The sequence below is a fragment of the Vibrio plantisponsor genome (genome assembly GCF_013041605.1).
Classification (GTDB): domain Bacteria; phylum Pseudomonadota; class Gammaproteobacteria; order Enterobacterales; family Vibrionaceae; genus Vibrio; species Vibrio plantisponsor.
The window spans coordinates 223,982-248,666 of the sequence record NZ_JABEQC010000007.1; the positions used below are offsets into that span (position 1 = coordinate 223,982).

The window sequence follows — 24,685 nt, forward strand, 5'->3', positions numbered from 1 at the left end:
CTCACCTACTTTAAAGATTCGCTATCGCAATATCTCTTTGTGAAACACTCACGCCTTTGATCTGTGCGAAAACCTGCATACCTTCCTCTAACTTTAGATCGTCCAACGCCCACTTAGTGATAGTTGCCCGTAGATAGCAACCTTGATTCAAGTCCAGTTTTACCGAGACACTCTTCTTGTTATCACCGTAATGCTGATACTCAATGCCAGCGATGCGGGCAGGTAAGATATTTCGAATCGACGATTTTTCATTTTTATCCAGAGCAATTGAAACGTCATTTGCTCTAATTTGCAGACGAACAGTAGATCCTAGTTCGGCGTCAACCTGTTGAACCCAAAATGTTAAACCTTCAACAAATTGTAATTGAGTCAAACCATATTCCAGATTGTGCTGGTTAACTGTCGCGGAAAATAAGGTACTTTGCTCACTAAAAGATTGCCAAGGGCGCATCACTTTTGACGACCAAACGTCTTCTATTTTGCCATCAGATACAACCTTGCCTTGATCAATCACAATAAGGTGATCCGCGAGTCTTAGAATTTCGCTTAAGCTGTGCGACACATAGAAAATAGGAATTTTCACCTTCTTAGATAGCGTTTCTAAGAAAGGCATAACTTCTCGTTTACGAGGCAAATCTAATGAGGCTAATGGTTCATCCATGAGTAATAAATCTGGTTTCGACAGCAATGCTCTGCCTATCGCAACACGCTGTTTCTCACCACCAGAAAGCCCTTTGGGATAACGAGACAGCAAAGGTTTTAGAGCTAGCAACTCAACGATGGAATTGAAATAGTCATGGTCTTTATCTCTAACACCATAATTTAAATTCCCCTGAACCGTGTAATGAGGAAAAAGTCTTGGTTCTTGAAACACATAACCGAGATTACGTTTTTCAACCGCAATATTAGTATCCTGCTCACTATCAAATAAGGTTCGTCCATTAACGACTATCTTACCCGCATCAGGAGTTAACAAACCGCTTACAGCATTTACTATCGAAGTTTTTCCAGCTCCAGAACGTCCGAATATTGCGGTTATACCGTGGCTTGGCGCAATGAAATCCACGTTCATTTCCACGTTTTCCAGATGCTTCTGGAAAGTCACCTTAACGCCTTGGCTCATTGGCTCACTCCTAGACGACGTCTAACTCGTCGACTAACCCATTCCGAAGTCAATAGCGATAACAGCGCAATGACGATTGAAATAACACATAAACGCGCAGCGGCCATCTCTTCTCCCGGAGTTTCAAGGAAAGTAAACATAGCCAATGGAATGGTTTGAGTCTCTGCGGGGATATTTGAAACAAAACTGATTGTGGCGCCAAACTCTCCTAAACTTCTCGCAAAGGCAAGCATGACTCCGGTTATTACACCTGGCAGTGTTAAAGGTAGCGTAATAGTAAAGAAAACTTTTATCGGTGAAGCGCCAAGCGTCTTTGCCGCTTGCTCAAGTTTAATATCAATACTTTCTACGCTTAAACGAATCGCTCGCACCATCAAAGGAAGTGACACAACCACACAAGCCAAAACAGCACCACGCCAACTAAAGCTAAAAGAAACGCCAAACCAGTCATAGAGCCAACTGCCAATAACCCCTCTCCTGCCCATCGAAATCAACAACAAATACCCGATCACCACAGGTGGAAGCACTAAAGGCAAATGAATTAGGCTATCCAACACGCTCTTACCAACAAACTCTTTACGCGCGAGTACCCAGCCAAGTATTACCCCGACAGGTAGCAGCCACACAACAGCGTATGCGGCTACTTTTAAACTTAATCGCAGTGCGGTTAACTCATAATCACTAAGCAAATAGTCACTGAGCAAATTTCTCGTTTCCCATGTCTGTACGGAATCCGTATCTATTTAATATGGTTTTGGCTTCATCAGAGTGTATAAAATCTACCAGTTCTTTACTGCTTAACTTGTCGTTAAGTTGCACCAGTGGATAGTGTATTGCACCGTGTAACGTCGGCTCAAATGACTGTACTACTTCTACTGTGTCAGTAAGTAAAGCATCTGTTTTATAGACAATGCCTAATACCGATTCTCCACGCTCAACCAATGCTAACGCGCTACGAACGTTATTGGTCTGAGCCAATTTGGATTTAACATCACTCCAGACACCTAAGTGAGTGAGAGCCTCTTTGGCGTAAATGCCAACAGGTACAGAATCTGTATTCCCTACTGCGATTCGAGAACCCTCGAGTGCTCTATTCCACTCTTCTTTTTGATCCAGTTTGAAAGACTGCATCGGTGAACTCGCAGGCTTAATCAACACCAATTGGTTACCGGCAATCAGTGAGACCTTATCGGCCTCTGCCAGTTTCTTATCAACTAGGTAAGTTACCCATTTTTCATTCGCCGAAAGGAAAACATCCGCAGGAGCGCCGCTTTCGATCTGGCGGGCTAATGAGGAAGAACCACCGAATACCGTTACGACATGACTGTCATGTTGTTGATTGTATGCTTCAACTAGATCACCAACCGCGTTGGTCATTGAAGATGCAGCATAGATTGTAACGGTTTCTTTGGCTAAAACTGAATGACTAGAAAGGAGTAATCCTAGGCATAATATGATCTGCTTCATTTTATTTAACCTTGAGTGAGTCGTCCCATAAGGAATCCCAATTCATATGCTCTTCTATTGCGTCGGCAATTCTATTGATTGCCAACTCTTTAGTCGCCACATGATCATATGCTTGTAGTTCTTCTGCTCCAGCCCAACGACAAATTAGACTCGCTGTCTCAAACTCATCAAACACACCATGCAGATAAGTACCAAGGATCTGACCACAAGGGCTCACGAGTCCATCGGTACTGCCATTATCAAGAGTGATTAGAGAGGTTGATTGCGCATCCTTGGCAAACTCGGATACCCCAACATGAATTTCATAACCAGATACACGGGCACTTTCATTGTTGAGATGGAGCGTACCTTTGACATTTGTTAACTGCTTTTGCAACGTTAACGTGGTTTCCATATCCAACAAACCAAGGCCTTTGGAGCTACCCGCTTTGCCTTCCACGCCATCTGGATCATGTATCCAGTGACCAAGCATCTGATAACCACCACATATTCCGAAGACCTTGCCGCCAAGACGAATATGACGCTGTATGTCTTTATCCCAACCTTGCGAGCGTAAATATTCCATATCAGCACGTGTTGATTTGCTGCCGGGCAAAATGATCAAGTCAGCATGTTGAAGTTTTTCACCTTTGCCGACATAGCGCAGGTCAATATCGGGATTTAACCGCAACGCATCAAAGTCGGTATGGTTGCTAATACGGGTAAAAACTGGAACAACCACTTTAAGCTTGGTTTGCTCTGACTTAACTTGATTTGCAGTAATAGCGTCTTCCGCTTCCAAATCAAAACCGTGCAAATAAGGCAGTACGCCAAGTACAGGCTTGCCTGTTTTTTCTTCTAGCCAATCCAGCCCTGACTGTAAAAGAGCAATATCGCCTCTGAAACGGTTAATAACAAAGCCTTTAACTCTGGCTTGCTCGGACTCAGATAATAGAGCTAACGTCCCGTAAAGATGAGCAAAAACACCGCCTCTATCAATATCGGCAATGATAATCACGGGTACATCTGCCGCCTCGGCAAAACCCATGTTGGCAATATCGTTCTCTCTTAGATTCACTTCCGCTGGGCTGCCTGCACCCTCTATCACAACATACTCATACTGCCGTTGCAGCTTACCAAATGAATCTAGAACCGCCTCCATCGCAACTTTTTTATAGTCGTGATAGCTTTGCGCTTCCATATTAGAGAGTGCCCTACCTTGCAAAATAACTTGCGCACCCGTATCCGAGTTAGGTTTAAGTAAGACAGGATTCATGTGAACTGAAGCTTCAATGCCACAAGCGAGAGCCTGAACAGCCTGTGCCCGGCCGATTTCACCACCATCTGCAGTCACTGCGCTGTTCAAGGCCATGTTCTGCGGTTTAAATGGCGCTACTTTGCAGCCTCGTCTTGCCAACACTCGGCATAAACCTGCCACTAAAACACTTTTGCCAGCATCAGAAGTGGTACCTTGAACCATTAAAGCTTGAGTCTTTGTTTTCATCGTATTTCTTATACTAAATTTTTAAACATACTATACCCAAATTTGAACTAATGTCCTGAATATCAACGCGAATGATTCAAAAATAGACCAGATAAACAGCAAACAAACCTTACATTCATCAAATTTTTTAATCACCTTATATTAGTTGAGATACAATGGCCTGTAATTTGCTAATAAATAATGTATCTTTACATTTTAATTCACTCAGGACGAATACACTTATGTTAAAAAAGGCAGGTCTCTTAAGCTTAATTGGTTTTGCTTTCGCAGCACCAAACACCGCTATGGCGAACAACTTTAGCTACAATTTTCTTGAAGTTAGAACTGCTATTAGCCCTGAGTCGTTTGGCGGTGAGTTTAGTACCAATTTTACAGACAACTCCCACTTTATTCTTCGCGCAGATACTCGCTTTGATAAGGATTGGGATATGGCTGGTGGTATTGGTTTCAATGGCCCTATTAACCAATTCATGGATGTATACGGACAAATGCTGCTGCATCATGTCAATTACACCAAAGAAGAAGGTGATGATTCCGAATTTATCTACGAGTTGAATGTTGGTGGCCGAGTATGGTTGACTAACCAACTTGAAGTTCACGCTAAGATTGGTCGTGCCGATGAAAGCGGTGTGTTTATTGGTGGTGTCCGTTTCCATTCAACAGACCAATTATCTCTAAGTGCTGAAGCAAGAAATGCTGGAATCTGGGGACCTCAAATCGCGATGGGCGTGCGCTTCAATTACTAGTTGGGCGCTGATCTCTTTCTCAAAATGATGTCGTCATATTTAATTCAGATTCGACTAAAATTCGAAGAGTTTTGTAATATACTCAACCTTATACCGTACTCAATAATAAAAACGACACGGCAGGGCTGTAATAGATATGTCGACATCAAGTTCCAATAACATCTCCGAACTCGAAAAATACCTTCAGAATGGTATGAAACTGTCAGTCAGTTTTCAATTCGGCCCAAACGACAATTACGATTTCACCACAACCCTCGTCGGACATAAGTCTCAACAGTATTTGATCCTCGATCTTCCAATCAAAGCCATAGAATTACTGGTCATGCGTAAACTTTCTAATGTGCAAACGGTGGTGAGAGGAATCTGTAACAAAGACTACGGGCACATTGTTGCGTTTAAAACGTCAACGTATCAGTCGATTAGAAGACCGTTTAATCTCCTGTTTTTGCGCCCGCCAAAACACTTCGCGACAAAGACTATCCGCGAACATGAGCGTTACGCAATCTCACTGCCAGCCAGTATTAACACAATAAACAGTGAAGTATCAGGCGTCATGGCGGATTTATCCGTTTCCGGCTGCGGTATTTTTGTGGCTGGAGAAAACGAATTACAAACTGGCAGTAAAGTGGATATCCACTGCGAATTGATTACTTCTCTACCGGAAAATCTTGGCTGCCACATAGTGAAAATCAGTAAAGAGCCAAAGGGACACTTGATAGGCATTAAGTTCGATGAAACTATCAATATGTCCGACGAAATGAGAAAAGAAGTACTGGAGCATGCCTTCAGTGCTGGTTCAATTTAGAGCAATGTCTAGTTAAAAGTCGCTGCTATTCCGCTAACAATAGGTTTGTTTGTAATGAACTAAAGCCTGATACAGACTCTCTTCTCGGATCGGTTTAACAATCACGTATTCCGCTCCAGCAGCCATGAATGCCTGTTGAGTAGACTCCATACCATCGGCAGTACAAGCGAAGACAGGTGTGCTCAGTTGCATCTCTTTCTTGAGGACTTTCGTTGCATCAACACCGTCAAGGAAAGGCAACTGATTATCCATAAATATGATGTCGTATTGCTGAGTTTTCGCTTTCTCTATTGCCTGCAAGCCATCTTTTACCCAATCCACATCCATCCCGTATTTTTCACAGAATGCACGTGCAATAAACGCGTTGGTATGATTGTCCTCAACCAGCAGTGCTTTCAATGGCTTATCAAACAGAGCAAAACGTTTGGTCTCTTCTTGCTTCTCATCTGAGATACCTTGTTGAGAAACGACTTCTATCGGCAAAGTTACCGAAAACTCTGTACCTTGACCAAATTCAGATTTAACTTGAATTGAACCGCCAAGCATTTCAACAAGACTATGAACAATAGCTAGACCTAATCCACTGCCACCATATTCCCGAGTCGTTGTCGGTTCTGCCTGCATAAACGGCTCAAAAATAATCTTTAAATCAGACTCTCTAATACCTATACCCGTATCTTTCACTGTCACGTATAACTGGTCTTGATTACCGTATTGCAGAGAGATACGAACATGAATCGAACCTTCACTGGTAAACTTAAGCGCGTTATTGATGATGTTGTAGAGGATCTGATTTAAACGAACTTGGTTGCTGTTAACCACCACACCTTCAGTTATGTCAGTTTCAATTTCAAACGCCAAGTTCTTCTCTTGGCACATTGGCTTGTAAATTTGCTCAATGGCAGAAACCACATTAATTAGCGGAAACTCTGAAGGTGCGATACGGAACTGGCCTTGTTCGATCTTAGAAAAATCAAGGATATCGTTAAGTACTGCAAGTAAATGTTCTCCACTGCTGCACAGTACATTGAGCTGTTCTATTTGTTCTGGGCTTGATACTGAACGTTTCAATAATTGTGAAACACCTAAAATTCCGTTTAGTGGCGTCCGCAACTCATGGCTCATCTTGGCTAAAAAGTCCGCTCGAACTCTTGCAGATTCTTCTGCTTCTTTGCGCGCTAATCGACTTTGTTTCTCTGCTTCTGCGAAACTTGTTACGTCTTGCCCTTGAGTGATAATCGACTCAATCTTATTTTCGATCACTATCGGTGAAATACTCCAACGGAAGACTTTTTTATCGATTTCCGTCATCACTTCTTTTGACAATTCGCCAGTTGCCGCGGATTGAATGTCCGGCAAAAGTTGCTTTTCTAATGCTCTGAACGATCTCTTACTTTCACCTTTAGCCCCAATAAACTCCTTCTGTGCGGCTGGGTTCATACGAATAATGTACCCCTCCGTCGACCACAGGATAATTGGTGATAGAGAGAAATTAAATAGATCTTCAAACTGCTTTTCTTGCTCAGCTAAACGCTGGAAGGTGTTCTCAAGCGTGCGCCCAAAATGATCAAACTCATATATCGCTGACCCCGGAAAGAAATACTCTTTGCCCTGCACCGCCACTTTGTGGGTGTAGGACATCAACTGATCGATTTCGTGTTTAATTCGCTTATGTAACCACCAGCGAGTGACAATGGTTACGCCTAACAACGCGATTAGCGCAAATACAATCCAGAAGTAATAACTGTCTCTTAGTTTCAATGCATTCTGGTTACTTTGAACTGAAAATACCGCCAGATAGGTAGGCACGCCTTCAAGTTCCAACATGGTTTTGCTGACAATATTTTTTTCGTCCAGAGCTTCACCAGCAACGCTATGGATAATATCTTGTTCATCGTAAAGATCGTTGCCATTCAGTGTTGAAGACAAAATATCTTCATCCACTGCAAGCACCAGATTTTGCGCATTGCTGTTGTCTTTTATCGTTTCAATCAATGCGTAGTTGCCATTGAGGACAATAGAGACATAGAGAAAGCCAAGCACTTCACCCGTTGCAGGGTCAACAATTGAAGACCTTCTCACTAGTAGATAAGTAGGACCAAGTAGCGAGGGGCTCTTAATAAGATGCCAGTTACTGCTGATTGATACTCTGCGAACTATTTTGCCAAGCTCTTTAGTTTCTATGCCATAAAACTGAGAGTTACCATCATCCCAAAGCATTTCTTTCTGATTGGTAATAAAGCGAATGTCAGGGGTGTTAGAAAGCTCAAGCTGGTCAACGGTAAGAAAGTACTGATCCAACTCCTCTTCTTTACCACTGTGAATAGCCTGAACCAGCGTCGCGTTCTTTGCACTACTGTCTTGATGAATTTGTAGCGTAGCAAGACGAAAATCAAACAAACTTTGAATTAAGCTCGAAGTCTGCTTAGAGGTTCTCATCACTTCTTGTGCAATAAGACGACTACTAATTTGATAGCTCTGGAACAACACCATTATGATTAAAGTACCAAGCGCAACAACAATTGCATGGCTTATAAACGATGCAATATTTTTCTTCTGCTTAATCGGTTTGATACTTTTCACCACAGCTTATCTGCCTACTAATTATCTGAATATCGGAAAGCGCGTTGTTTGAGTTTTTCTATCGTCTCTTTAGAGTCTTCTTTAGTGACGACAGCGAGATCGCCTGAATAAACCAGCGGTACAGGTTTGTTTTCAATGTCCCATTTAATGGCTTCCGCCATTGCAATGCCCGTATCATCATTCATTCGCATCACAGTAACATTCAAATCACCTTTCACGATAGCGTCCAACTCAGCAGAACCGCCACCCCATCCATTAATTTCGATGTCCTGACGATTTAATTCCTTCAACGCTTTCGCTGCACCTAATGCAACGTCGGTTGAACACGCATAGATGAACTTAATATCAGGGTCTTTTTCGATGATCTTTAATGTCGACTCGTAACCGCTCTGTTCAGTCGTTTTAGTGTAAAAAGAGGAAGAAAGTTTGTAGCTGTTATTCTCTTCCATCATTTGAATGAAGCTACTCCCACGAGCGTCACTGATATAGCCCTCAGAAAAATAAAGCACAGAATACTTACTACCATCCGGTATAGTTTGTTTGTAGTAATCTGCAATTTGATTTGCACCTAACTCATGATCGAAACCTACATACATCAAGGGTTGTCGTTCTTCCCAGCCTTGTACTGGTGTTGTGATGTTTTGCAGAATGAGTTTGGTATCTGAGGAGTTCAACACGTGTTCAATGAATTTTCTATGCCGTGTTGTGTCTAGGGTAAAAATTAAGTAGCCAGTATTATTTTTTATCGCTTCCATCAGAGACAAGCTTTGTTGTCTCATATCCACGTTTGGCCTAGTAAAAACTTGGTTTAATTGATACTTGATACCCAACTCTTCCATTCGCTTTTCAAAAGCTTTGATATTGCGAACCCAATAATCTGAAATCTGCTGGCCGGGATAAACAACCGAAATAGTGACCGGTTTGTCTTGAACGACTGAGATTGGAACAGGTTTGTTGCGCACTGTTTCGGCAAGCAAAAGGGTTCGATCTTTCTCAGTTGGGTTGATAGTTAAAAACTCTTTATAGTGCCAATAACCATCTAGAACTTGAGCCGACAATGTAGGTGTGGCACTAAAAATAAGTGAAAGCAATAAGGCTCTTTTCATTCTATTCGTATTCATTTTGTAGGCTGTTAATTGATAGTTCACCCAGTAAGCCCTTAAGTTTGACCTTAATATCAGTGCATCATGAAGACATAAAATACCTACACTGAATGCTAAGAAGTTGAAAGGATACAACTTGAAACTGCAGCTATTCAAATGAATATTTTCAATAACATAGCTGCTCTAGGCTTAGCGGGTATACAAGGATTATTATGCATATATTGCCGAATTGATAGTACAGGCACCTAAATTTTCCGATAGGTGCCTGTGTTCGATTAAGTATTGTTCAGCTTTAAGGGTTAGAAAGTGAAAGCTAAGTTGGTTGATACCCCAAACTGACCATCACCGGCGTAATTACCTGCCAAGTCAAAGCTGACTAGATCTCCTGGGCTAATCCCGATACCAAAGGTAACTGCATCGTCTAATGTATCTTCAATATCAATCTCATAGCCTGCTCTCAACTGAGCCCATCCCCATGCATTACCTTCAACACCAAACCGAACATACTGAGTATTGTCTTTATACCCTGAGAATCTTTCCTGCTTGGTTAAATCAATATCTACAGAGGCAGTAAACAGCTCAGTTACGTAACCACCGGAAACCGTAACCTGAGTATCCAACTTATAGGTGTTAACTCCATCATAGGTTTTAAGCTCTTGTGAAAAGAGATCTTTAACAGCAACACCCGCTCTATAGTTATCGAGCATCCATACTGCCCCTAAGTCTAAGTTGAACGCATTGTCTTTCACTTCGCTCTTGTCATAATCATCTAAGTCAAAGCTTTCTACAGTAACAACTTGTTTGTATGTGCGCAGTTGTTGGAATTTAGGCGTAACACCAAACGCAAATCCTTGCCCTTGGATTGCTACAGTTTTCGCAAACGACAGACCGTACTCTGTGTAGCCAAAAGCCAATAAATCCACACTTGAATTTTCGTAACGGTTTCTGGCATCTGCTTCCGCATTCCCCGTCGACGCTGCAATATCTGTCCTGACCAATACCTCTGCATATCCGCGAGCGATAAAGTTCATTGAAACGGTTTCAAGAGGCACAGCGACGGCCAAGCCCGCGCCAGCGGAAACACCCAAAGGTTTGTCGTCAGAGAGTTGATCAAGGTAGTTATTTATCTGATTGATGTTTTCTTGCGTTGGTGTACCTGCAGCTTCAAAAGCTTTAATGCTGTCTTGCAAATCGTCAATCGTTGTTAATGACTCATCTGGGTCACGAGCCGTTGCTCCGATTGCGGGCAATAGGATACCGAAGGTATCACTGTCTCGATATAACGCCCCTAATGCTGGGTTGTAAAAAGGAGCGAGAAGGTAGTCGGCAGTTGTCACACCAGTATTACCCATACCGTTACCACGTGCATCAGCAACCGTATTTGCAGCATTAACTGAGGTTGCAACCAATCCACACACTGCTATAGAAAGTACTTTCTTCGAATTATTCATTTTCACATCAACCTTTTGTATTTGTCCCTTTTCAAGATTAATACACAAAATCAATATTTACAGGAAACCGTACGATCGTTATCTCAGAAAACAGATATTGTTGAGAAAGATTTAGGAGGGAAAAGTGAAACACTCCGAAGGGAAATCACTTAGCAGGGAACGTATACGCTTAGTAATGAAGGTTGTTGAATGAGTTTTTCTTTTTGGATCTTAGACAGGCGTTTGATTCGATACTCCAGTCGAAGAGCATCACCTTTCTTGTCACCAACATTATGTGACCAAACCAACTCTAAAGGCATCTTCCCTTTTAACGCTTTTGCGCCTGTGCCTGAACAGTGTTGAGCAAAACGACGTTCAACATCTGTAGTAATACCGCAGTAGAGGGAATTTTGTGGTGTGCGTACAAAGTACACCCACCACGATTTTTCTTTGTTGCTTAGCGTTGCCATTAAAGAAGCTTTTCGACCATGGCTCTGAGCTCAGCAACTTCTTGTCGTAGCTCTGCAACTTCAGCCTCAAGCATTTCCATTTTGTTGCTTGAGAAACTGCTTGCAGAAGACGACTCAACCGCTAAGGCCTCCAAGTCAACTTCTCCAGAAAAAAGATGTTGATAACGCGATTCACGTTTACCCGGTTCACGAGGCAGTTTCACCACCAATGGGCCTGATTCACGTGCAGCTAAACGTTCTAATACTGCTTCTGTCTCTTTGACATCGTTAAAAGAACATAAACGATTGGTTCTTGTTCTTAGCTCACCTGGAGTTTGAGGGCCACGTAACAATAGGCAGCAAACAATTCCCAGTTCTTGTGCGTTAAGTTTTAAATCACCAAATTCGGTATTACAAAATCTATGCTGAAACTTGCTCGCGCGGCTGTTAAACCCACTTTCATCACTTACTAAACGACGTGAGATGAGTTCAGACACTGCATCTTGAACTTCTGCATCGCTCAGCGACAGAACTGGCTCACGATTGCTTTTTTGGTTAACAGCGGCAGTCAAACTATTTAAGGTCAGCGGGTAATAATCTGGAGTTGTGACTTCCTTTTCAATCAAACAGCCAATGACTCGCGCTTCTAAAGGACTCAATTCTATATTCATTTTTTTATTTCCTTCTGTGGAGAAATGACCGCAACTAAAGAACAGTTTAGTGTTCGAGAGTCATTGCAAACTTCAATATATTGCCGTTCTCGTCCATGATAACGATTTTTGCTCGATTCAACTCAATATCAATATGTTCCATGATTTTACGCTCGCGAAGATAGGCTTTTCGGAGTTTAACGTTGTGTTGATCTTCAACTGGTGCGGTATCGACTTTGGAGACAACAATTTCAGAGGACAGCATGATCATTTCGGTACTTAATGTTTAACTGGGCACATGATATAGCGCTTGCCGAGTGAAGTACAATCAAGCCCGACGCTAACTGGCGAATAAATGGACAAGTTGTTGTAAGGTTTGATCTTAAGTCTGTTATGAGTTGCAACGATGTGCTTTAATCACTGTTAGTTGCATTGAGATAGGAAAAGGGACCTATGAACAGCGTATTTGAAATCGTGAGCTTAGCTCGTCGCAAAAACAAACTGAAACGTGAACTTCTTGATAACGAAAAAAAAGTTCGTGATAACCGCAAACGTGTAGACTTGCTTGAAAACTTGGTTGATTACATCAAACCAGAAATGACTCAAGAAGAGATCATGACTATCGTTAAGAACATGAAAGCAGACTACGAAGATCGTGTTGATGACCACATCATCAAAAGCGCAGAAATTTCAAAAGAGCGCCGCGACATCAGCCGTCGTATCCGCGAGCTAACAGAGCAAGATAAGCAAGCGCACCAACCTAAAAAATAAGGTTGAACCCAATTAATGAAACCCGTCATTTGACGGGTTTTTTATTGCCAATAACAACAGCTTCTGTTCGCCAAAATCCCTAAAGCCAATAACTACCGATATCGATAAGCTAGGTTGTTCACCATTCTTACTATGAGTACTTAAACGAGTACGCAGAACGCTACTAAAGTTCGAAACGTTTTAGCTATATACTAAACATCGTGTTGTTTAAAGGTGACATAAACTCAAAATGGAATTTGATGGTGATCTATATGATATTTAAGAAAGCTTCCTTACTCGTTATATCAACTACTTTAATACTTGGCTGTGCTGACACTCACTCTATAAAGAATACTAGTTCCTATTCAAACGTGAAGTTTGAATCTCAGAGTTCAGTTTATATTGCGATGTCTAAAAACGGCGAATATGGCGAACATTACTACGGCAATTCGGGGAAAATGGTTAGCCAGATTATTCAAAGTGCCTTGTCAGTTAAACTTAACAATATTGAGTTGGCTTCACAGCCCGAAAATTACAAAGTCGCTTTAGAAAATGCTGCTTCAAAAAAAATTGATTATCTGGTTTACCCTACAATCCTTCACTGGGAAGACAGAGCTACTGAGTGGTCGGGAAAACCAGATAAAGTCCAAGTTAAGATTTCGGTCGTAGACGTAAAGAGCAATTCAGAACTGAAATCCGGCGTCATCGACGGCAAAAGTGGAATCTGGACATTTGGTGGAGATCACCCACAAGACTTACTTCCAGAGCCAACTCAACAGTTTTTTCAAGACCTACTATAAAGCACTTTTCTAACTCTATTTCTGAACCGTTTATTGTGAATAAGCGGTTCACTTCCTCCAAGCCACTGATTACAGGCAGATAGATGATTTTATTACTTTAATTAAGGCCCTTACCCATGAAACAAAACATCGTACATATTGCATTAGTCGTCAGAGATTATGACGAAGCGATTGATTTCTATGTGAACAAACTGAAGTTTGAACTTATTGATGATACCTACCAGCCAGAGCAGGATAAGCGTTGGGTGGTGGTTGCTCCACCAAACTCACATGGCGTTAGCTTGTTGTTGGCGAAAGCTTCAAAGCCTGAACAACATGACTTTATCGGCAATCAGGCTGGTGGCCGAGTGTTTCTCTTTTTAAATACTGATGATTTCTGGAGAGATTACGAACATATGAAATCAATTGGTATTAAGTTCATCAGAGAACCTCAACAACAAGACTATGGAACTGTCGCTGTATTTGAAGATCTCTATGGGAACTTGTGGGATCTTCTACAGCTTAATTCTGACCATCCTATTGCTAAGCGATAAGCACTATTTGCTGCCAAAAATGGTTTTGATTCGATAAGCCAGCACACATTAGATCACTTAGCTGCTTAGTTGCTTAGTTGCTTAGTTGCTTAGTTGCTTAGCTTCTATGGTGAATGATTCATTCGTTTGCTGAATTAGTTTCATTTGATTACCACGTAAAACGTTTGCGTAATCGCTAACCTTCTATTTCCTAAATATTGAGGCTTTCATCACACTTTGACTATTGGTATATTAGCGCCAGTTAATCAACTTAGACCATTCGAGGCATGGAGCTCCCTCATTTATCTCAAGACGAGAAGATTGGTACCGGTGATACCAAGTCCGGCAAATAAAGAGGGTCTATATTATGGATATGCAAACAATTGAAATCATGGGTTACGCAGCGTCAATCATGGTTGCTATTTCTCTAACTATGAAAGACATCGTAAAGCTTCGTATTCTGAACTTTATCGGTTGTACGCTATTCTCAGCTTACGGTCTTATGATCGATGCGCTGCCAGTTGTAGCAACAAACACTTTCATCGCGGTTGTGAACGTATACTTCCTAGTGAAGATGTACCAAGAGAAGAAAGCTGCTGAAGCAGAAGCTGTTCAAAACCCAGCTTAAGTCATTATTGCTTAAAAACTGATTAAAAAGGAAAGCCCAAGTGTAAATCACTTGGGCTTTTTCATATGGTTATGCAATAACGCTCGAAGTAACGCTACGTTGTCACTCTTAAAAAATCGTCAAATCTGAAAAGCGATACCAACCAGAATCTTGCTTGCCAACGTTAGCGAAATTTAAGCGTGCATCACCATGGCTATCAACCAGAGCAAGCTCAAGATAGTAATGCCCAGCTGCAAGTGTACTTGGTAGCGTAAGGCTACTGTGCGTTTCGTGTTCTCCCGGTAACCATGAACGAACATCGTAACTAGAAGTACCAAAGAAAGCGGTATTACCATTGGCATCTATTAATCTGTAAGCCAAATAACGATGTTGATAAGGTGGAGCGACACCTTCGTTGACAAACAATGCGTTCACGTTCAACACACCACCCGCTTTGAGTTCAACTTGGTGATTGAGTTTCTCAAAACGAATTCGGTAGCCAATCTTAAGCAGTGCGTCATCAAGTAGCCCACGATATTGAGTCGGGATGGGCTTTGATTTCAAATTCAGCGTCGACGCGTGATGCGCAATTGCCCATTCCAAACTGGCTTTCACTTCTTCATAGCTATAGCCTTGAGTTGATTCCCAACCTTGCATTGTTCCACAGGTTTCAAGACTGATAGGTCCACGTTGCCAACTAGTATCAAAGTTCGGGTCGTCATATTGAGCTTGCTGAATACGATATGGGTAATCATCTCTCATGTGGCTCCAAGTTGTTGAGAAATGGTGCCAGTCTCCCCAACAATCCGCTCGCCATCCCGCTCCTTTTTCAGTCGCGTAAGCTAAGCTGTTACCGCCGCTGATTAACATCACTTTTGGTGTTTTAGGGAATGCTTCAAAATGCAGATCAACCCACTTGTTCAGGTCAGCATCGCTGTATTTCTGATGTAATGGCTCTAAACCGGAAAAGTTACTGTTGTGCCATTCGCCCCAAGAGCCGACCATGCCAATATCAATATGGCTTAAGTTTGAGTTGCCATCGTAACGCTTACCGAACGCGTTCAGCAGTTTTTCACCGTAGTAAAGGTACAAGCTGTCATCCAGATTTGGAACGAAGGTTTTATTATCTTCAGTCCAATAACCGCTAATGCCTTTGTCAATTAGCCATTGTGGTACTTTGCTGCCACTTTCCGGTTCTTCCGCTGTCATAAAGCGAATCGCTACCATTTTAGGTGGCGTTTCATGGCGGTTTTCACTGAGAATTTTATCCAGCTTATCAAAGGCATACCTACCTTCTTCAGGCTCTAATTCATTCCAGTAGAATCGGTAGTAATCAATGCCAGCATCCGGATATTCGCTAGAGCTTAATGTCGAACCCCAATTATCGTGAAAGGTTTCAACGCCCATCCCTGGGTTAGTAACAGGGCCAGTAAGCGCAGTAGGATAGACGGTAATAAATCTTTGATTGTTCAGATCATCCAGTTCGCTTTCGCCACCGCCAGTATTACTCTCGGTTTCAGAACCTTGATCGTGCTTATTATTTGGCGGACGGTTATCTGGCTTTTTTGCCAGTCCAGAACTAAGAGGCAACATTGTCAGCATTGCCAATACAACAGCTTTGTAAGGCCGTATTTTCATAAAAACCTCGGGGTTAATTTACAATGATAATCCTTTAAACCAATCCCAAATTCCGAATGAAAATCCCTTAAAAATATCAATACCAAGTGCTGACTTGATTAAGTACAGAGCCAGCATTGCCAAAAGGCTGATCGATACCACTCCTATTAGGATTAATAGCGTAAGAACAAAGTGAACCAACTTTGAACGCTCGCGCACTTGTTTTCGATGATCTCTGCCACACAGAAATACAAAATAGAAACGTTTACCGAACCAAGGCACGGTTTCTCTGATATCAATAGAGTGTCTTGCGACCAACCCCATCGATTTCACTGCATGTTCTATGGCACGCTTTTGCTCGTCATTTAACGTCTCAGCAATATCACTATCTAAAGTGTGATAGAACTGCTTAATAACTTTGTCTGATCGGTTGTTAGACGACACTTGTTTAATACCCGTTAGTTACTTTCAACTCAGCGCTTTTTTATAAACTTCAACAGTTTGAGCGGCTATTTTCTCCCAGTCATACTTTTCCAAGTAAGTGGCATAATCCACTTCAACCTGTTCTGGAAAATTCGCTAGTTTACTTGCCAATGAATTCACATCACCAACCGGAAAATAACTTTGCTCATTTAACCCAACTTCAGTATTTGCAGGTATATCGCTGACAATCGCTGGAAGTGAGAACGACATGGCTTCTAAAAGTGCAATGGGTAAACCTTCATGATAAGAAGGCATAACAAACACTTTTGCTTGAGAGAAGAGCACTTTCAGTTCATCCCCTTTAACAAAACCTGTTAACTTCACACCCTTCGTATTACGCGCTTTCGCTTTCAACTCTGAGCTATATACCGTTTCGTGGTCGGTATCACCAATCAAAACTAATGGCAGAGATAGTTCTGATTTTGCATAAGCATCAATCAGATCATGAAAGCCCTTTTCTTCAACAAATCGACCAACCGCCACAAGATAACCTTTAGCGGACAACTCATGATTGGCTAAATATTTATCAATAACGGCACTATCTAGCGGCTGCGCTTTAAGCACGCCGTTATAGATTAAATTGGCATCAAAGCGCTGGTACTTATCTTTGATAATAGTATTGATCACATCGGATATCACAATCACTTCGCTTGCCCACTTTGAAGCGAATCTTTCACCCAATTGCAGAATTTTCTTAGCAAAACCTCCCCACTTCTGACGGTCATAGTCTGGACCATGGTGAGTAAATACGACTTTCTTTCCGAGCAGACGCAGCAGCGGTACCACCAAACCCGGACCAATGGCATGTACGTGTACGACATCCGAACCATCAGTTAAGGTCGAAAATGCGGCTAGAGTTGAGTGGACAATTGCTTCGAGTGATTTCTTCTTTGGCGCCCAAATAGCTTTGGTTCTCACACCTTGGTATTCAGAATGCTGATAAGGAACGTAAGGGGAACGCGCAATCACACACACTTCCGCACCTGTTTGTCGCACTATTTCCGGATACAAGTGCTGGCAATGGGTTTCAACGCCACCAAGCACATCAGGAATTCCTCGTGTACCTAACACAGTGATCTTCATAGTCATGTTATTTCTCACTCAGTAATTCTTGGTACAAATGCATAAGCGTATTTTCATGGCGAGCCAAAGAGTACTTGTTCTCTAAGCGATGGCGAGCACGATTTCCGAACTCAACAACCAGCTCTGGGTGCTGAACGAAATCATCCATTACTTGTGCTAAAGAATCAGGATTCCCAGATTCAAACAAACGCCCTTCTACCCCTTCTCTTACTTGTTCCGGAATGCCACCAATATTCGCACCGATGATCGGCTTACCATAGGCCATGGCTTCAATAACCGACATAGAACAGTTTTCATAACATTCAGAAGGAACAATGACTGCGCTGCACTCTTTGATCAACGTGTGCAGAGTATCGCCGCTTTGGAAACCGAGAAAATCGATATTGTCGTAATTAGCGACCAACTCATTATATAAAGGCCCGTCGCCAACCACTTTTAATGGCATCTCCTGCTTAGAACGTTGATAAGCTTCAGCCAAGGTCGCTACGCCTTTTTCAACACTTAATCGTCCCAAATAGAGGATGTATCGCCCGTCTTTGACACCATTTCGCTCAACATGCTCATCAATGCCATTCACAACCACTTCAATACGATTATGGGGTAATTTTTGGCGAATAATGTTGGCGAGAAACTCACTAGGCGAAACGATCACATCCACAGCTTGGTAGTTCTTAGCCAATGATTGATAAGTAGCCTCAAGCGATAATAACGCACTCTTAAACAGCGAACCTTCCTGACAACGATACTTAAACGCGTTCCATACCGAACCTTTCAAACAAGCTTCGCAGGTATGTCCATCTCGGTACATGGTGTAACTAGGGCATGCTATTTTTGTGTCATGAGCTGTCAGCACCGTTTTGCAGCCTAATGACTTGGCGACTTTAATGATCGATGGCGTCAGCTGATGATAGATATTGTGAAAGTGAACGATTGCAGGGCGCTCTTTGGTAATTAAGGCTGTTAACTTCTCACAAGCTTCACTGTTATGAATAAAATTGATCGCCGTTTTCACGCTGCCTAACAAGCTCTTCTTGCCGTCATGGTAATCAACATTAGAGACAAAATAGTCACTAAAAGCCGACTCAATGTTTTTCTCATGCTGCATTGAGAAATCTATAATCGTTGCCCCTGAACGCGCTAACATCTCGCGCTCCTGAAAAAATACAGTTTCGGCTCCGCCTTTCATAAAGAAGAACTTGTTTACTAGAAGAATTTTCATTGCTGTTCTCCCTTAATCAGTCGGTTATCCGGCGCTTGATTGGGATCTTTCAAACGACAACTCAACCCTCGAATAAGCCCTGCAGAAAACACACTCAAATTCACCACACTTTGTAGAGCATCTCTAAATGATCGGTTCTTAATTGCTTTCAACGCAAAAAAAGCCACCAGCGGCAGGAGCGCAATCGAGATAATTTTTATATGGAAAGTCAGAATGGATATCGCCACTAAGAACAAATAAAGGGTAAAGACCGCCTCGTTCTTAACTACGAGCAGCGCGTCTTTAAAGTGCGGCTTTCCCCACGCACTTTTTAACAGTTCACCAGAAGCAAACAAATAGCCACTTCTCCAGCGATACTTCATTAGTTCGATGGAAGACATATCATAAGAAGTGTGGGAGAAGTATGGAACGGCCAGTCGATGCAGCTTGTAACCCGCATGCTTTAATCGCATACCCAGTTCTGCTTCTTCATACGCATGAAGATTACGATTGGTTAAATAACCGATTTTTTCGATAGCAGAACGTCGATACAAGCCGCCCCCTCCAAGATGAGAGGTATCGCCTACAGGATAGATCTTGTGAATACGCTGCTTGCGGGACTTGAACTCGTAGCTTTGTGCATCATCCATTTCCACCATACCGGCTACGCCAGCGTAATCGCGGTGAGTATCTAAATAAGCAATCCCCTGCTCGATAAAGCCGGGCGCCAGTTCCATATCCCCATCCATGAGAAGAAGAAACTCGCCTTGTGCATGAAGATAGCCTAGCTGATGCCCTACACCACAACAGCGTTCATCACCATTAACCAATGTGGCAACCTTGGCTCCATGTTCCAAAGCTATCGCTTGAGTATCGTCTGATGACAGGCTGTCAGCGACGATAATCTCATGAGAGTAGTTGGATAAATTGTCGCGAATGCTGGTAATAGTTTTCGCGATCCCAGCCTGTTCATTATACGTTTTGATAATGACACTGATTTTAATATCTTCACCCATAGGAAGGCTCACTTATTGTTAATACTGACTTGCGAATAACTAACGCGGCACCTAATGAAAAATAGAACAGAAACTGCAACATAGGCACGATCATCAAAGTTTGACTGTAAGGGAGACTCAAAAGACCAGCGATACCAAAGGCAATAAACGCAGGTTGGAAAGAAAGCAAACGCACGTCTTCCTGCGTAACTCGGTCACTCGGAATAAGCGGTTTTGGCATTACAATTCGTAGGGTATAACCTATGACGCCAAAGAACAGTAAGGTTCCAAGCAAACCCATTTCCCAAAGCAACATGCTCAATGATGTTGAATCCAAAAACACATTAAAAATGACGTTCAAAAATCCTGGGGCAACAGTACTTCCTCGGTTAGTGGCATTAAGACCATAACCAAACAGCTGACTTGGTAATCCCCACAAGTCGCTGTTTTTTGCCCAGAAAAACATTGTTGTCATCCTGCCGAGTTCGCCCGTTTCTTCCAGTATGTAGTTCGGGTCGAACGCGTAAGACAAAGAGTCGATAAAGATGTCCAAAGCACCTTTATCTGAACTACCCGCAAAAGCGGAGGAATAAGATGCAGCCAATATCATGATGGCAAGAGAAATAAGGCCAAATATACCGCCAATGATCATCAATGCTGTTTTAAGGTCGAGTCGTTTCATTCCCGCCAGATAGCTTGGAGAAAACCAGACGAACGCCAGCAAGAACGGTGAAATCAGAATAACGAATTTCACCTCGCCCAAAATACACAAGATAAATGCCGCAATGATGTGCAGACCGGTGTTTAACTTCGTCGCCAGACCATGTTTATATTCAGAAAGCTTAAGCAGCATGATCAGTAAACAGAACAACCCCATTGCGGCAGTGTTCCCGCCTTTCATTGGGTCTCCACCAAATGTGCCTACGACCGCATCCCATTTTTCATACTCGCCACGGAAGGCAACGCGTTTGGGAACAATAATCAGGATCTGGTATAAAATGACGGGGAACTGAATATAGAACACCCAATAAAGCGCTTTGGTAATCCGATAAATCTGTGACTCGCGCACAAAGCCCAGTAACAGACAAAACATAATCAGCGATATTGCTAACTCGTTTTTCATACCGACAATCGTTACTTTGATGCCGCTTTGCAATACCGTCGATACGGTTGCCAACGCAAACAAACTCACGAACAACACCAATAAAACTCGTTCTTTGTTGTCCAGATAAAAGGCACTGTAACGAGTTTGCATTGGTAACAGCAGTACCATTAAACAGGTCATCAAAAACGGCAGCCAAAGAACCGCGCCAATCCCCGTGAAATACTGCACGACTCCACAAAATATCAGTGTGGTTAATGTAACAACTTGGAGGTAAAGCCCGCTGTTTAAACTAAGGTTCACTTTGCCTCCACTCCTTCTCGCATAGAACGAGCCCGTTGATTCACTTTCAAATAAATGAATCCATAACGAACAGCAGAAAGTACCGCATAAGTGGTCACTGAATACGCGTAGTCGTTGTAGAAATAAGGCAGGATGACAAACGCCATAACAACGACCGCCAACTGCTCAAGTTGAATACGCAGGAAATACTTGGGAGATCCAAACACCAGTTCAATAACCGTCAACGGGCAAATAGCCAATGCAGGGAACAGATACGGCAGCATATAACGTGAAGTTGGAATCGATTCTACCCATTCGTGAGTGATCCAGTTTTTGGCCGCTGCGAATTCCATCACGATCGGATAGAAGATAAAGACGCCAGCTGTAGCGATTAAACCAAGGACGAAAAGAAGTTTGCGTACCTTTATGAATTCTGGGTAATTGAAACGCTGATTGCGAAAATCTAACGACCATTTAGAGAAGATAGAATTACGTACCGCATTCCCGACAATCACGACTGGCGATAAACAGAATCGGCTGACAATCGCAAAATAGCCTGCCGTTACCGCAGAAAACCAATAGTTGATGAGAACTGTCGGCAAATTACTGTTTGCCATAGCCAACACTTCAGCACTACCGATACTGACAATGTGTTGTTTATTACGCTTAAAGAATTCTCTGTTGGATGACCAGCCCCACTGATTCCATGCCATGCGTCGAAATGGCATCGAGTAAAGTAACCATAGAAAAACGATAACAATCAGCGCAATAGCCCAGCTCCAGTAAAGCAACTCCGCAGTTGGAGTCATCAACACACACACTAAAACTAAGCCTGAAGCAAGCAAACGTTGAAACGCTAACAGCTTCATTTTTTCATCACGCAATAGCAGGTTTTCAGAGATCAAAATCCAAGCATGAGCAAGAGTCAGCAGATAGTAGAGTGCAAATGGTTTATTGAATAACCAAACAATAACTGCGGTAAACGGAATGGCTAATACCACGGTCTGAATAAGGCAAAACACGATGTTTTGCGCCAGATGTTCATCTTGCTGTTTTGGGATCAAAAGCTGCGAAGCAAAAGTACATATCTGTGCACCAATCAGCACAATACTGTACACCATGGCATAAATACCGACTTCGTTCATGCCATAACGGTTTGATACGAACCAGATGGATGATGCCCCTATCACTTGGGTGAGCATCGAAGAGCTGGCAATCGTCGAGATACTTTTGATCAGCCCCATGCGATCAATCCTCAGCTAACAACGCTGAAAAACTGCCTTGAGCAATAAACTGCTTACTTTCTTCACTTTGTAAGTTATCCGCTTGCACTCGGTTCAGTACCGCGCCAATAGTGTTGATATCAGGTTGGTTCAACTTATCGATATCTTGACGAATAACTGGAACAGAGCGACAAGCCGCTTGCATCACCACAACGACTCCATCTAATGTTTTAGCGGCTAACTGGGTATCTTTGTTGTCCGTCAAGCTTGGCAGATTCACAACGATTCGTTCGTAAAGCTCAGGCAGCTCTTGCATCATGTGCAAAAATTGCTCGCTAGAGAAATACACCAAAGGTGACTGTTCAAGAACTCCACGCGGCAAGAAATCGAGCTTTTCGTTGAGTGAGATAAACAATGACTTGTGATTGTCATTTGCGCCAGCCCATTGAGCTGCACCTTTAGCTTCTGAGGCTCCGCTCATCGCCTCGTCCGCTTGTGGAAGAAATTCAGGCAACATTGATAAGCCTGTTTCACTGCGAAAATCGAGATCCAACAAAAGCGTCTTATGGTTGCGGCTTAAACTGTCAGCCAGCAATTGCGAAACTAGCGTCGCCCCTTCTTTTTCCGTACTGGAGACAACACCTATGCAATAAGCTGACGGTGATGCTAGCTGAATCGCGGTTTTAATGCCGTGAAATGATTCCATCGCATAAGGATTACTGCGAATCAGATTAACGAGTTCGCTTCTGTCCTCTGATTGCCCCATTTCCGGTAAATCAGCTAACGGTTTCAAACCTAATTTTTTCAAGACCTGTGTCAGGTTGTAGATCTTTTGATCCATTGCAGCGCGAATAATCACGTACAAGGTGGATAGTGCGAATGACATAATGAACACCATTGCCAACAGCAACAATTTGTTCGGTTTTGCTGGTTTTTTGGCAACTGCGGCTGGGTCGTATAAAACAGCATCCGGTTCGCGATAAGTAGAAGACAGCTCTTGCTCTTTGCTACGCAAGAACATCTCTTTATAGAGGTCTTCTGTTTTTTGCAAATCAGTCTGCATACTTTCGTAAATATCACGTTTCGCCACTAATAATTTGAAGCCATTTTTCTGCTCATTCAACAGCGCTTTATAGCGATTCTCTTTTGCCAGCTGGGCTTGATACTCTTTGTACAAGCCTAATTTCAACTCGACCAAAAGACGGCGGAATTGAAGCTCTATCGCTCTGATCTGCGCTTCTGCTTCTAGGATCTTGTTATGTTTTGGCCCGTAGCGATTCTGCAGATCAAACAGCGTTCGCTTGGCCTGAATCATTGCGATACGCAAATCCTGCAACTGAGGATGGCTGGAAATTTCGGGAATCGCTGCAAGATCTTCCAGCGGGGCATCTAAGTTCTGCACCACCAGCTCATAGTGAGATTGAGCAAGCATTCGACGTTCAGTAGCGTTGGCTAAACGCTCCGTCATAATGCTGAGTTGTTGAGTTTCAAAACCATCAATGCCTTTAAAGGTAATCAAGCCTTCTTTGTTAAGAAACTGCTCCATTTCCTTTTTCTTACTTGCCACTTGCTTGCGCAGTTCTTCCATCTGCTGCTCATTCCACTGTTGAGCAGCTAAGGTTTTCTCTACTTTTTTGTCGATGGTGTAATCAATAAATGCTTGGGCAACACCATCGGCGATTCGTGCGGCTTCTTGCGCGTCTTCCGCTTCAAAGGAAACATGCACCAGTTGCGTTAAGCGCACTTCTGAAAAAGAGAGGTGTTTACGAATGTATTTAACCGTCGCCTTCATTAAATCAGCTTCGGTCATTGGTAATTCTCGAATGCTATCGTCGACTGTCACGCCACCGTTGTATCGAGGATCCTCATTGAGTTTGAGATCTTTGATGGCCTTTTCCAGTACAACACGGGATTGCATCAGATTAAGTTGTGTAACGTAGTATGGCGATCGAGTGGAATCGTATCCGTCCACATTTTCAATTGGCGTAGCGTTGTCTTCCTGTGCTTTGATTAATACCGTTGCGGTGGAAACATACTTCGAACTCATACCAGAAATCAGCGGAAAGCAAGCTCCCGTTACCACAACAGTAAAGAGCAGAATCTTCCACCAGTGTTTCTTTAATGCTTTTATAAATGGTGCAAAATCGATGCTGCTTTCCATCTTTTGACCATTTTCAATCATGCCTACTGCCAT

General features: G+C 42.6%; 24 protein-coding genes. 6 read left to right on the plus strand and 18 right to left on the minus strand.

What is annotated here, in order from left to right:
- Nucleotides 1-10: 10 nt before the first annotated feature.
- The 4 genes from modC to HKI82_RS12050 are packed head-to-tail and all read right to left on the minus strand — an operon-like array spanning nt 11 to nt 4,073.
- A complete protein-coding gene (gene modC, locus HKI82_RS12035; RefSeq protein WP_171138151.1) occupies nt 11-1,123 on the minus strand; it encodes a molybdenum ABC transporter ATP-binding protein ModC in 1,113 nt (370 codons plus the stop codon).
- On the minus strand, nt 1,120-1,812 hold the full coding sequence (gene modB / locus HKI82_RS12040) for a molybdate ABC transporter permease subunit (protein WP_171138179.1): 693 nt from the start codon (nt 1,810-1,812) through the stop codon (nt 1,120-1,122). The genes modC and modB overlap by 4 nt, the downstream gene beginning before the upstream one ends.
- Before the next feature lie 4 nt (nt 1,813-1,816).
- Entirely contained in the window at nt 1,817-2,590 is a 774-nt protein-coding gene (gene modA / locus HKI82_RS12045) for a molybdate ABC transporter substrate-binding protein (protein WP_171138152.1), read from the minus strand.
- 1 nt (nt 2,591) lies between these two features.
- Nucleotides 2,592-4,073, minus strand: a complete 1,482-nt coding sequence (locus tag HKI82_RS12050) for a cobyric acid synthase (protein WP_171138153.1) — start codon at nt 4,071-4,073, stop codon at nt 2,592-2,594.
- A gap of 221 nt (nt 4,074-4,294) precedes the next feature.
- On the opposite strand from HKI82_RS12050, the gene HKI82_RS12055 reads away from it, so the two are divergent.
- The gene (locus HKI82_RS12055; RefSeq protein WP_171138154.1) at nt 4,295-4,819 is read left to right on the plus strand and encodes a hypothetical protein; all 525 of its coding nucleotides are present in this window, start codon (nt 4,295-4,297) and stop codon (nt 4,817-4,819) included.
- A gap of 136 nt (nt 4,820-4,955) precedes the next feature.
- Nucleotides 4,956-5,624, plus strand: a complete 669-nt coding sequence (locus tag HKI82_RS12060; protein ID WP_171138155.1) for a PilZ domain-containing protein — start codon at nt 4,956-4,958, stop codon at nt 5,622-5,624.
- A 33-nt stretch (nt 5,625-5,657) separates the two neighbouring features.
- Here HKI82_RS12060 and luxQ read toward each other — a convergent pair whose 3' ends face one another.
- The 6 genes from luxQ to HKI82_RS12090 form a co-directional block, all read right to left on the minus strand.
- Nucleotides 5,658-8,207, minus strand: coding sequence for a quorum-sensing autoinducer 2 sensor kinase/phosphatase LuxQ (gene luxQ / locus HKI82_RS12065; RefSeq protein WP_315972714.1), 2,550 nt, complete (start codon nt 8,205-8,207; stop codon nt 5,658-5,660).
- A gap of 17 nt (nt 8,208-8,224) precedes the next feature.
- A complete protein-coding gene (locus HKI82_RS12070; protein WP_171138156.1) occupies nt 8,225-9,313 on the minus strand; it encodes an autoinducer 2-binding periplasmic protein LuxP in 1,089 nt (362 codons plus the stop codon).
- Nucleotides 9,314-9,609: 296 nt separating this feature from the next.
- Nucleotides 9,610-10,761: a conjugal transfer protein TraF gene (locus HKI82_RS12075; protein ID WP_102942583.1), complete on the minus strand. Its 1,152-nt coding sequence runs from the start codon at nt 10,759-10,761 to the stop codon at nt 9,610-9,612.
- A gap of 149 nt (nt 10,762-10,910) precedes the next feature.
- The gene (locus HKI82_RS12080) at nt 10,911-11,210 is read right to left on the minus strand and encodes a GIY-YIG nuclease family protein (protein ID WP_171138157.1); all 300 of its coding nucleotides are present in this window, start codon (nt 11,208-11,210) and stop codon (nt 10,911-10,913) included.
- Nucleotides 11,210-11,860 carry a YceH family protein gene (locus HKI82_RS12085; RefSeq protein WP_102942585.1) on the minus strand — a complete coding sequence of 217 codons (651 nt, stop codon included), beginning with the start codon at nt 11,858-11,860 and terminating at the stop codon, nt 11,210-11,212. The genes HKI82_RS12080 and HKI82_RS12085 overlap by 1 nt, the downstream gene beginning before the upstream one ends.
- Before the next feature lie 46 nt (nt 11,861-11,906).
- Nucleotides 11,907-12,104 carry a hypothetical protein gene (locus HKI82_RS12090; protein WP_146027686.1) on the minus strand — a complete coding sequence of 66 codons (198 nt, stop codon included), beginning with the start codon at nt 12,102-12,104 and terminating at the stop codon, nt 11,907-11,909.
- Nucleotides 12,105-12,292: 188 nt separating this feature from the next.
- Between HKI82_RS12090 and HKI82_RS12095 the strand changes: the two genes are divergently transcribed.
- From HKI82_RS12095 to HKI82_RS12110, 4 genes are all read left to right on the plus strand, one after another.
- The gene (locus HKI82_RS12095; RefSeq protein ID WP_042487222.1) at nt 12,293-12,610 is read left to right on the plus strand and encodes a DUF496 family protein; all 318 of its coding nucleotides are present in this window, start codon (nt 12,293-12,295) and stop codon (nt 12,608-12,610) included.
- A gap of 251 nt (nt 12,611-12,861) precedes the next feature.
- On the plus strand, nt 12,862-13,389 hold the full coding sequence (locus HKI82_RS12100; protein ID WP_102942632.1) for a DUF4823 domain-containing protein: 528 nt from the start codon (nt 12,862-12,864) through the stop codon (nt 13,387-13,389).
- A gap of 116 nt (nt 13,390-13,505) precedes the next feature.
- Entirely contained in the window at nt 13,506-13,922 is a 417-nt protein-coding gene (locus HKI82_RS12105) for a VOC family protein (protein ID WP_171138158.1), read from the plus strand.
- Nucleotides 13,923-14,268: 346 nt separating this feature from the next.
- On the plus strand, nt 14,269-14,529 hold the full coding sequence (locus HKI82_RS12110; RefSeq protein WP_102942588.1) for a YgjV family protein: 261 nt from the start codon (nt 14,269-14,271) through the stop codon (nt 14,527-14,529).
- 108 nt (nt 14,530-14,637) lie between these two features.
- Here HKI82_RS12110 and HKI82_RS12115 read toward each other — a convergent pair whose 3' ends face one another.
- From HKI82_RS12115 to HKI82_RS12150, 8 genes are read right to left on the minus strand one after another with little or no spacing between them, the layout of a single operon-like run.
- A complete protein-coding gene (locus HKI82_RS12115; protein WP_102942589.1) occupies nt 14,638-16,146 on the minus strand; it encodes a DUF4832 domain-containing protein in 1,509 nt (502 codons plus the stop codon).
- Nucleotides 16,147-16,164: 18 nt separating this feature from the next.
- Nucleotides 16,165-16,569 (minus strand): hypothetical protein, encoded by a 405-nt coding sequence (locus tag HKI82_RS12120; protein WP_102942590.1) that lies wholly within the window; start codon nt 16,567-16,569, stop codon nt 16,165-16,167.
- 24 nt (nt 16,570-16,593) lie between these two features.
- Complete coding sequence (locus HKI82_RS12125) at nt 16,594-17,697, minus strand: glycosyltransferase family 4 protein (RefSeq protein ID WP_171138159.1); 1,104 nt, start codon at nt 17,695-17,697, stop codon at nt 16,594-16,596.
- Nucleotide 17,698: 1 nt separating this feature from the next.
- Nucleotides 17,699-18,910, minus strand: coding sequence for a glycosyltransferase family 4 protein (locus HKI82_RS12130; protein WP_171138160.1), 1,212 nt, complete (start codon nt 18,908-18,910; stop codon nt 17,699-17,701).
- A complete protein-coding gene (locus HKI82_RS12135) occupies nt 18,907-19,905 on the minus strand; it encodes a glycosyltransferase family 2 protein (protein ID WP_171138181.1) in 999 nt (332 codons plus the stop codon). Before HKI82_RS12135 ends, HKI82_RS12130 begins: the two co-directional genes overlap by 4 nt.
- Complete coding sequence (locus tag HKI82_RS12140) at nt 19,898-21,289, minus strand: capsular biosynthesis protein (RefSeq protein ID WP_171138161.1); 1,392 nt, start codon at nt 21,287-21,289, stop codon at nt 19,898-19,900. Before HKI82_RS12140 ends, HKI82_RS12135 begins: the two co-directional genes overlap by 8 nt.
- Nucleotides 21,286-22,512 carry a lipopolysaccharide biosynthesis protein gene (locus HKI82_RS12145; RefSeq protein WP_171138162.1) on the minus strand — a complete coding sequence of 409 codons (1,227 nt, stop codon included), beginning with the start codon at nt 22,510-22,512 and terminating at the stop codon, nt 21,286-21,288. The genes HKI82_RS12140 and HKI82_RS12145 overlap by 4 nt, the downstream gene beginning before the upstream one ends.
- Before the next feature lie 4 nt (nt 22,513-22,516).
- Nucleotides 22,517-24,685 carry a GumC family protein gene (locus HKI82_RS12150; protein ID WP_171138163.1) on the minus strand — a complete coding sequence of 723 codons (2,169 nt, stop codon included), beginning with the start codon at nt 24,683-24,685 and terminating at the stop codon, nt 22,517-22,519.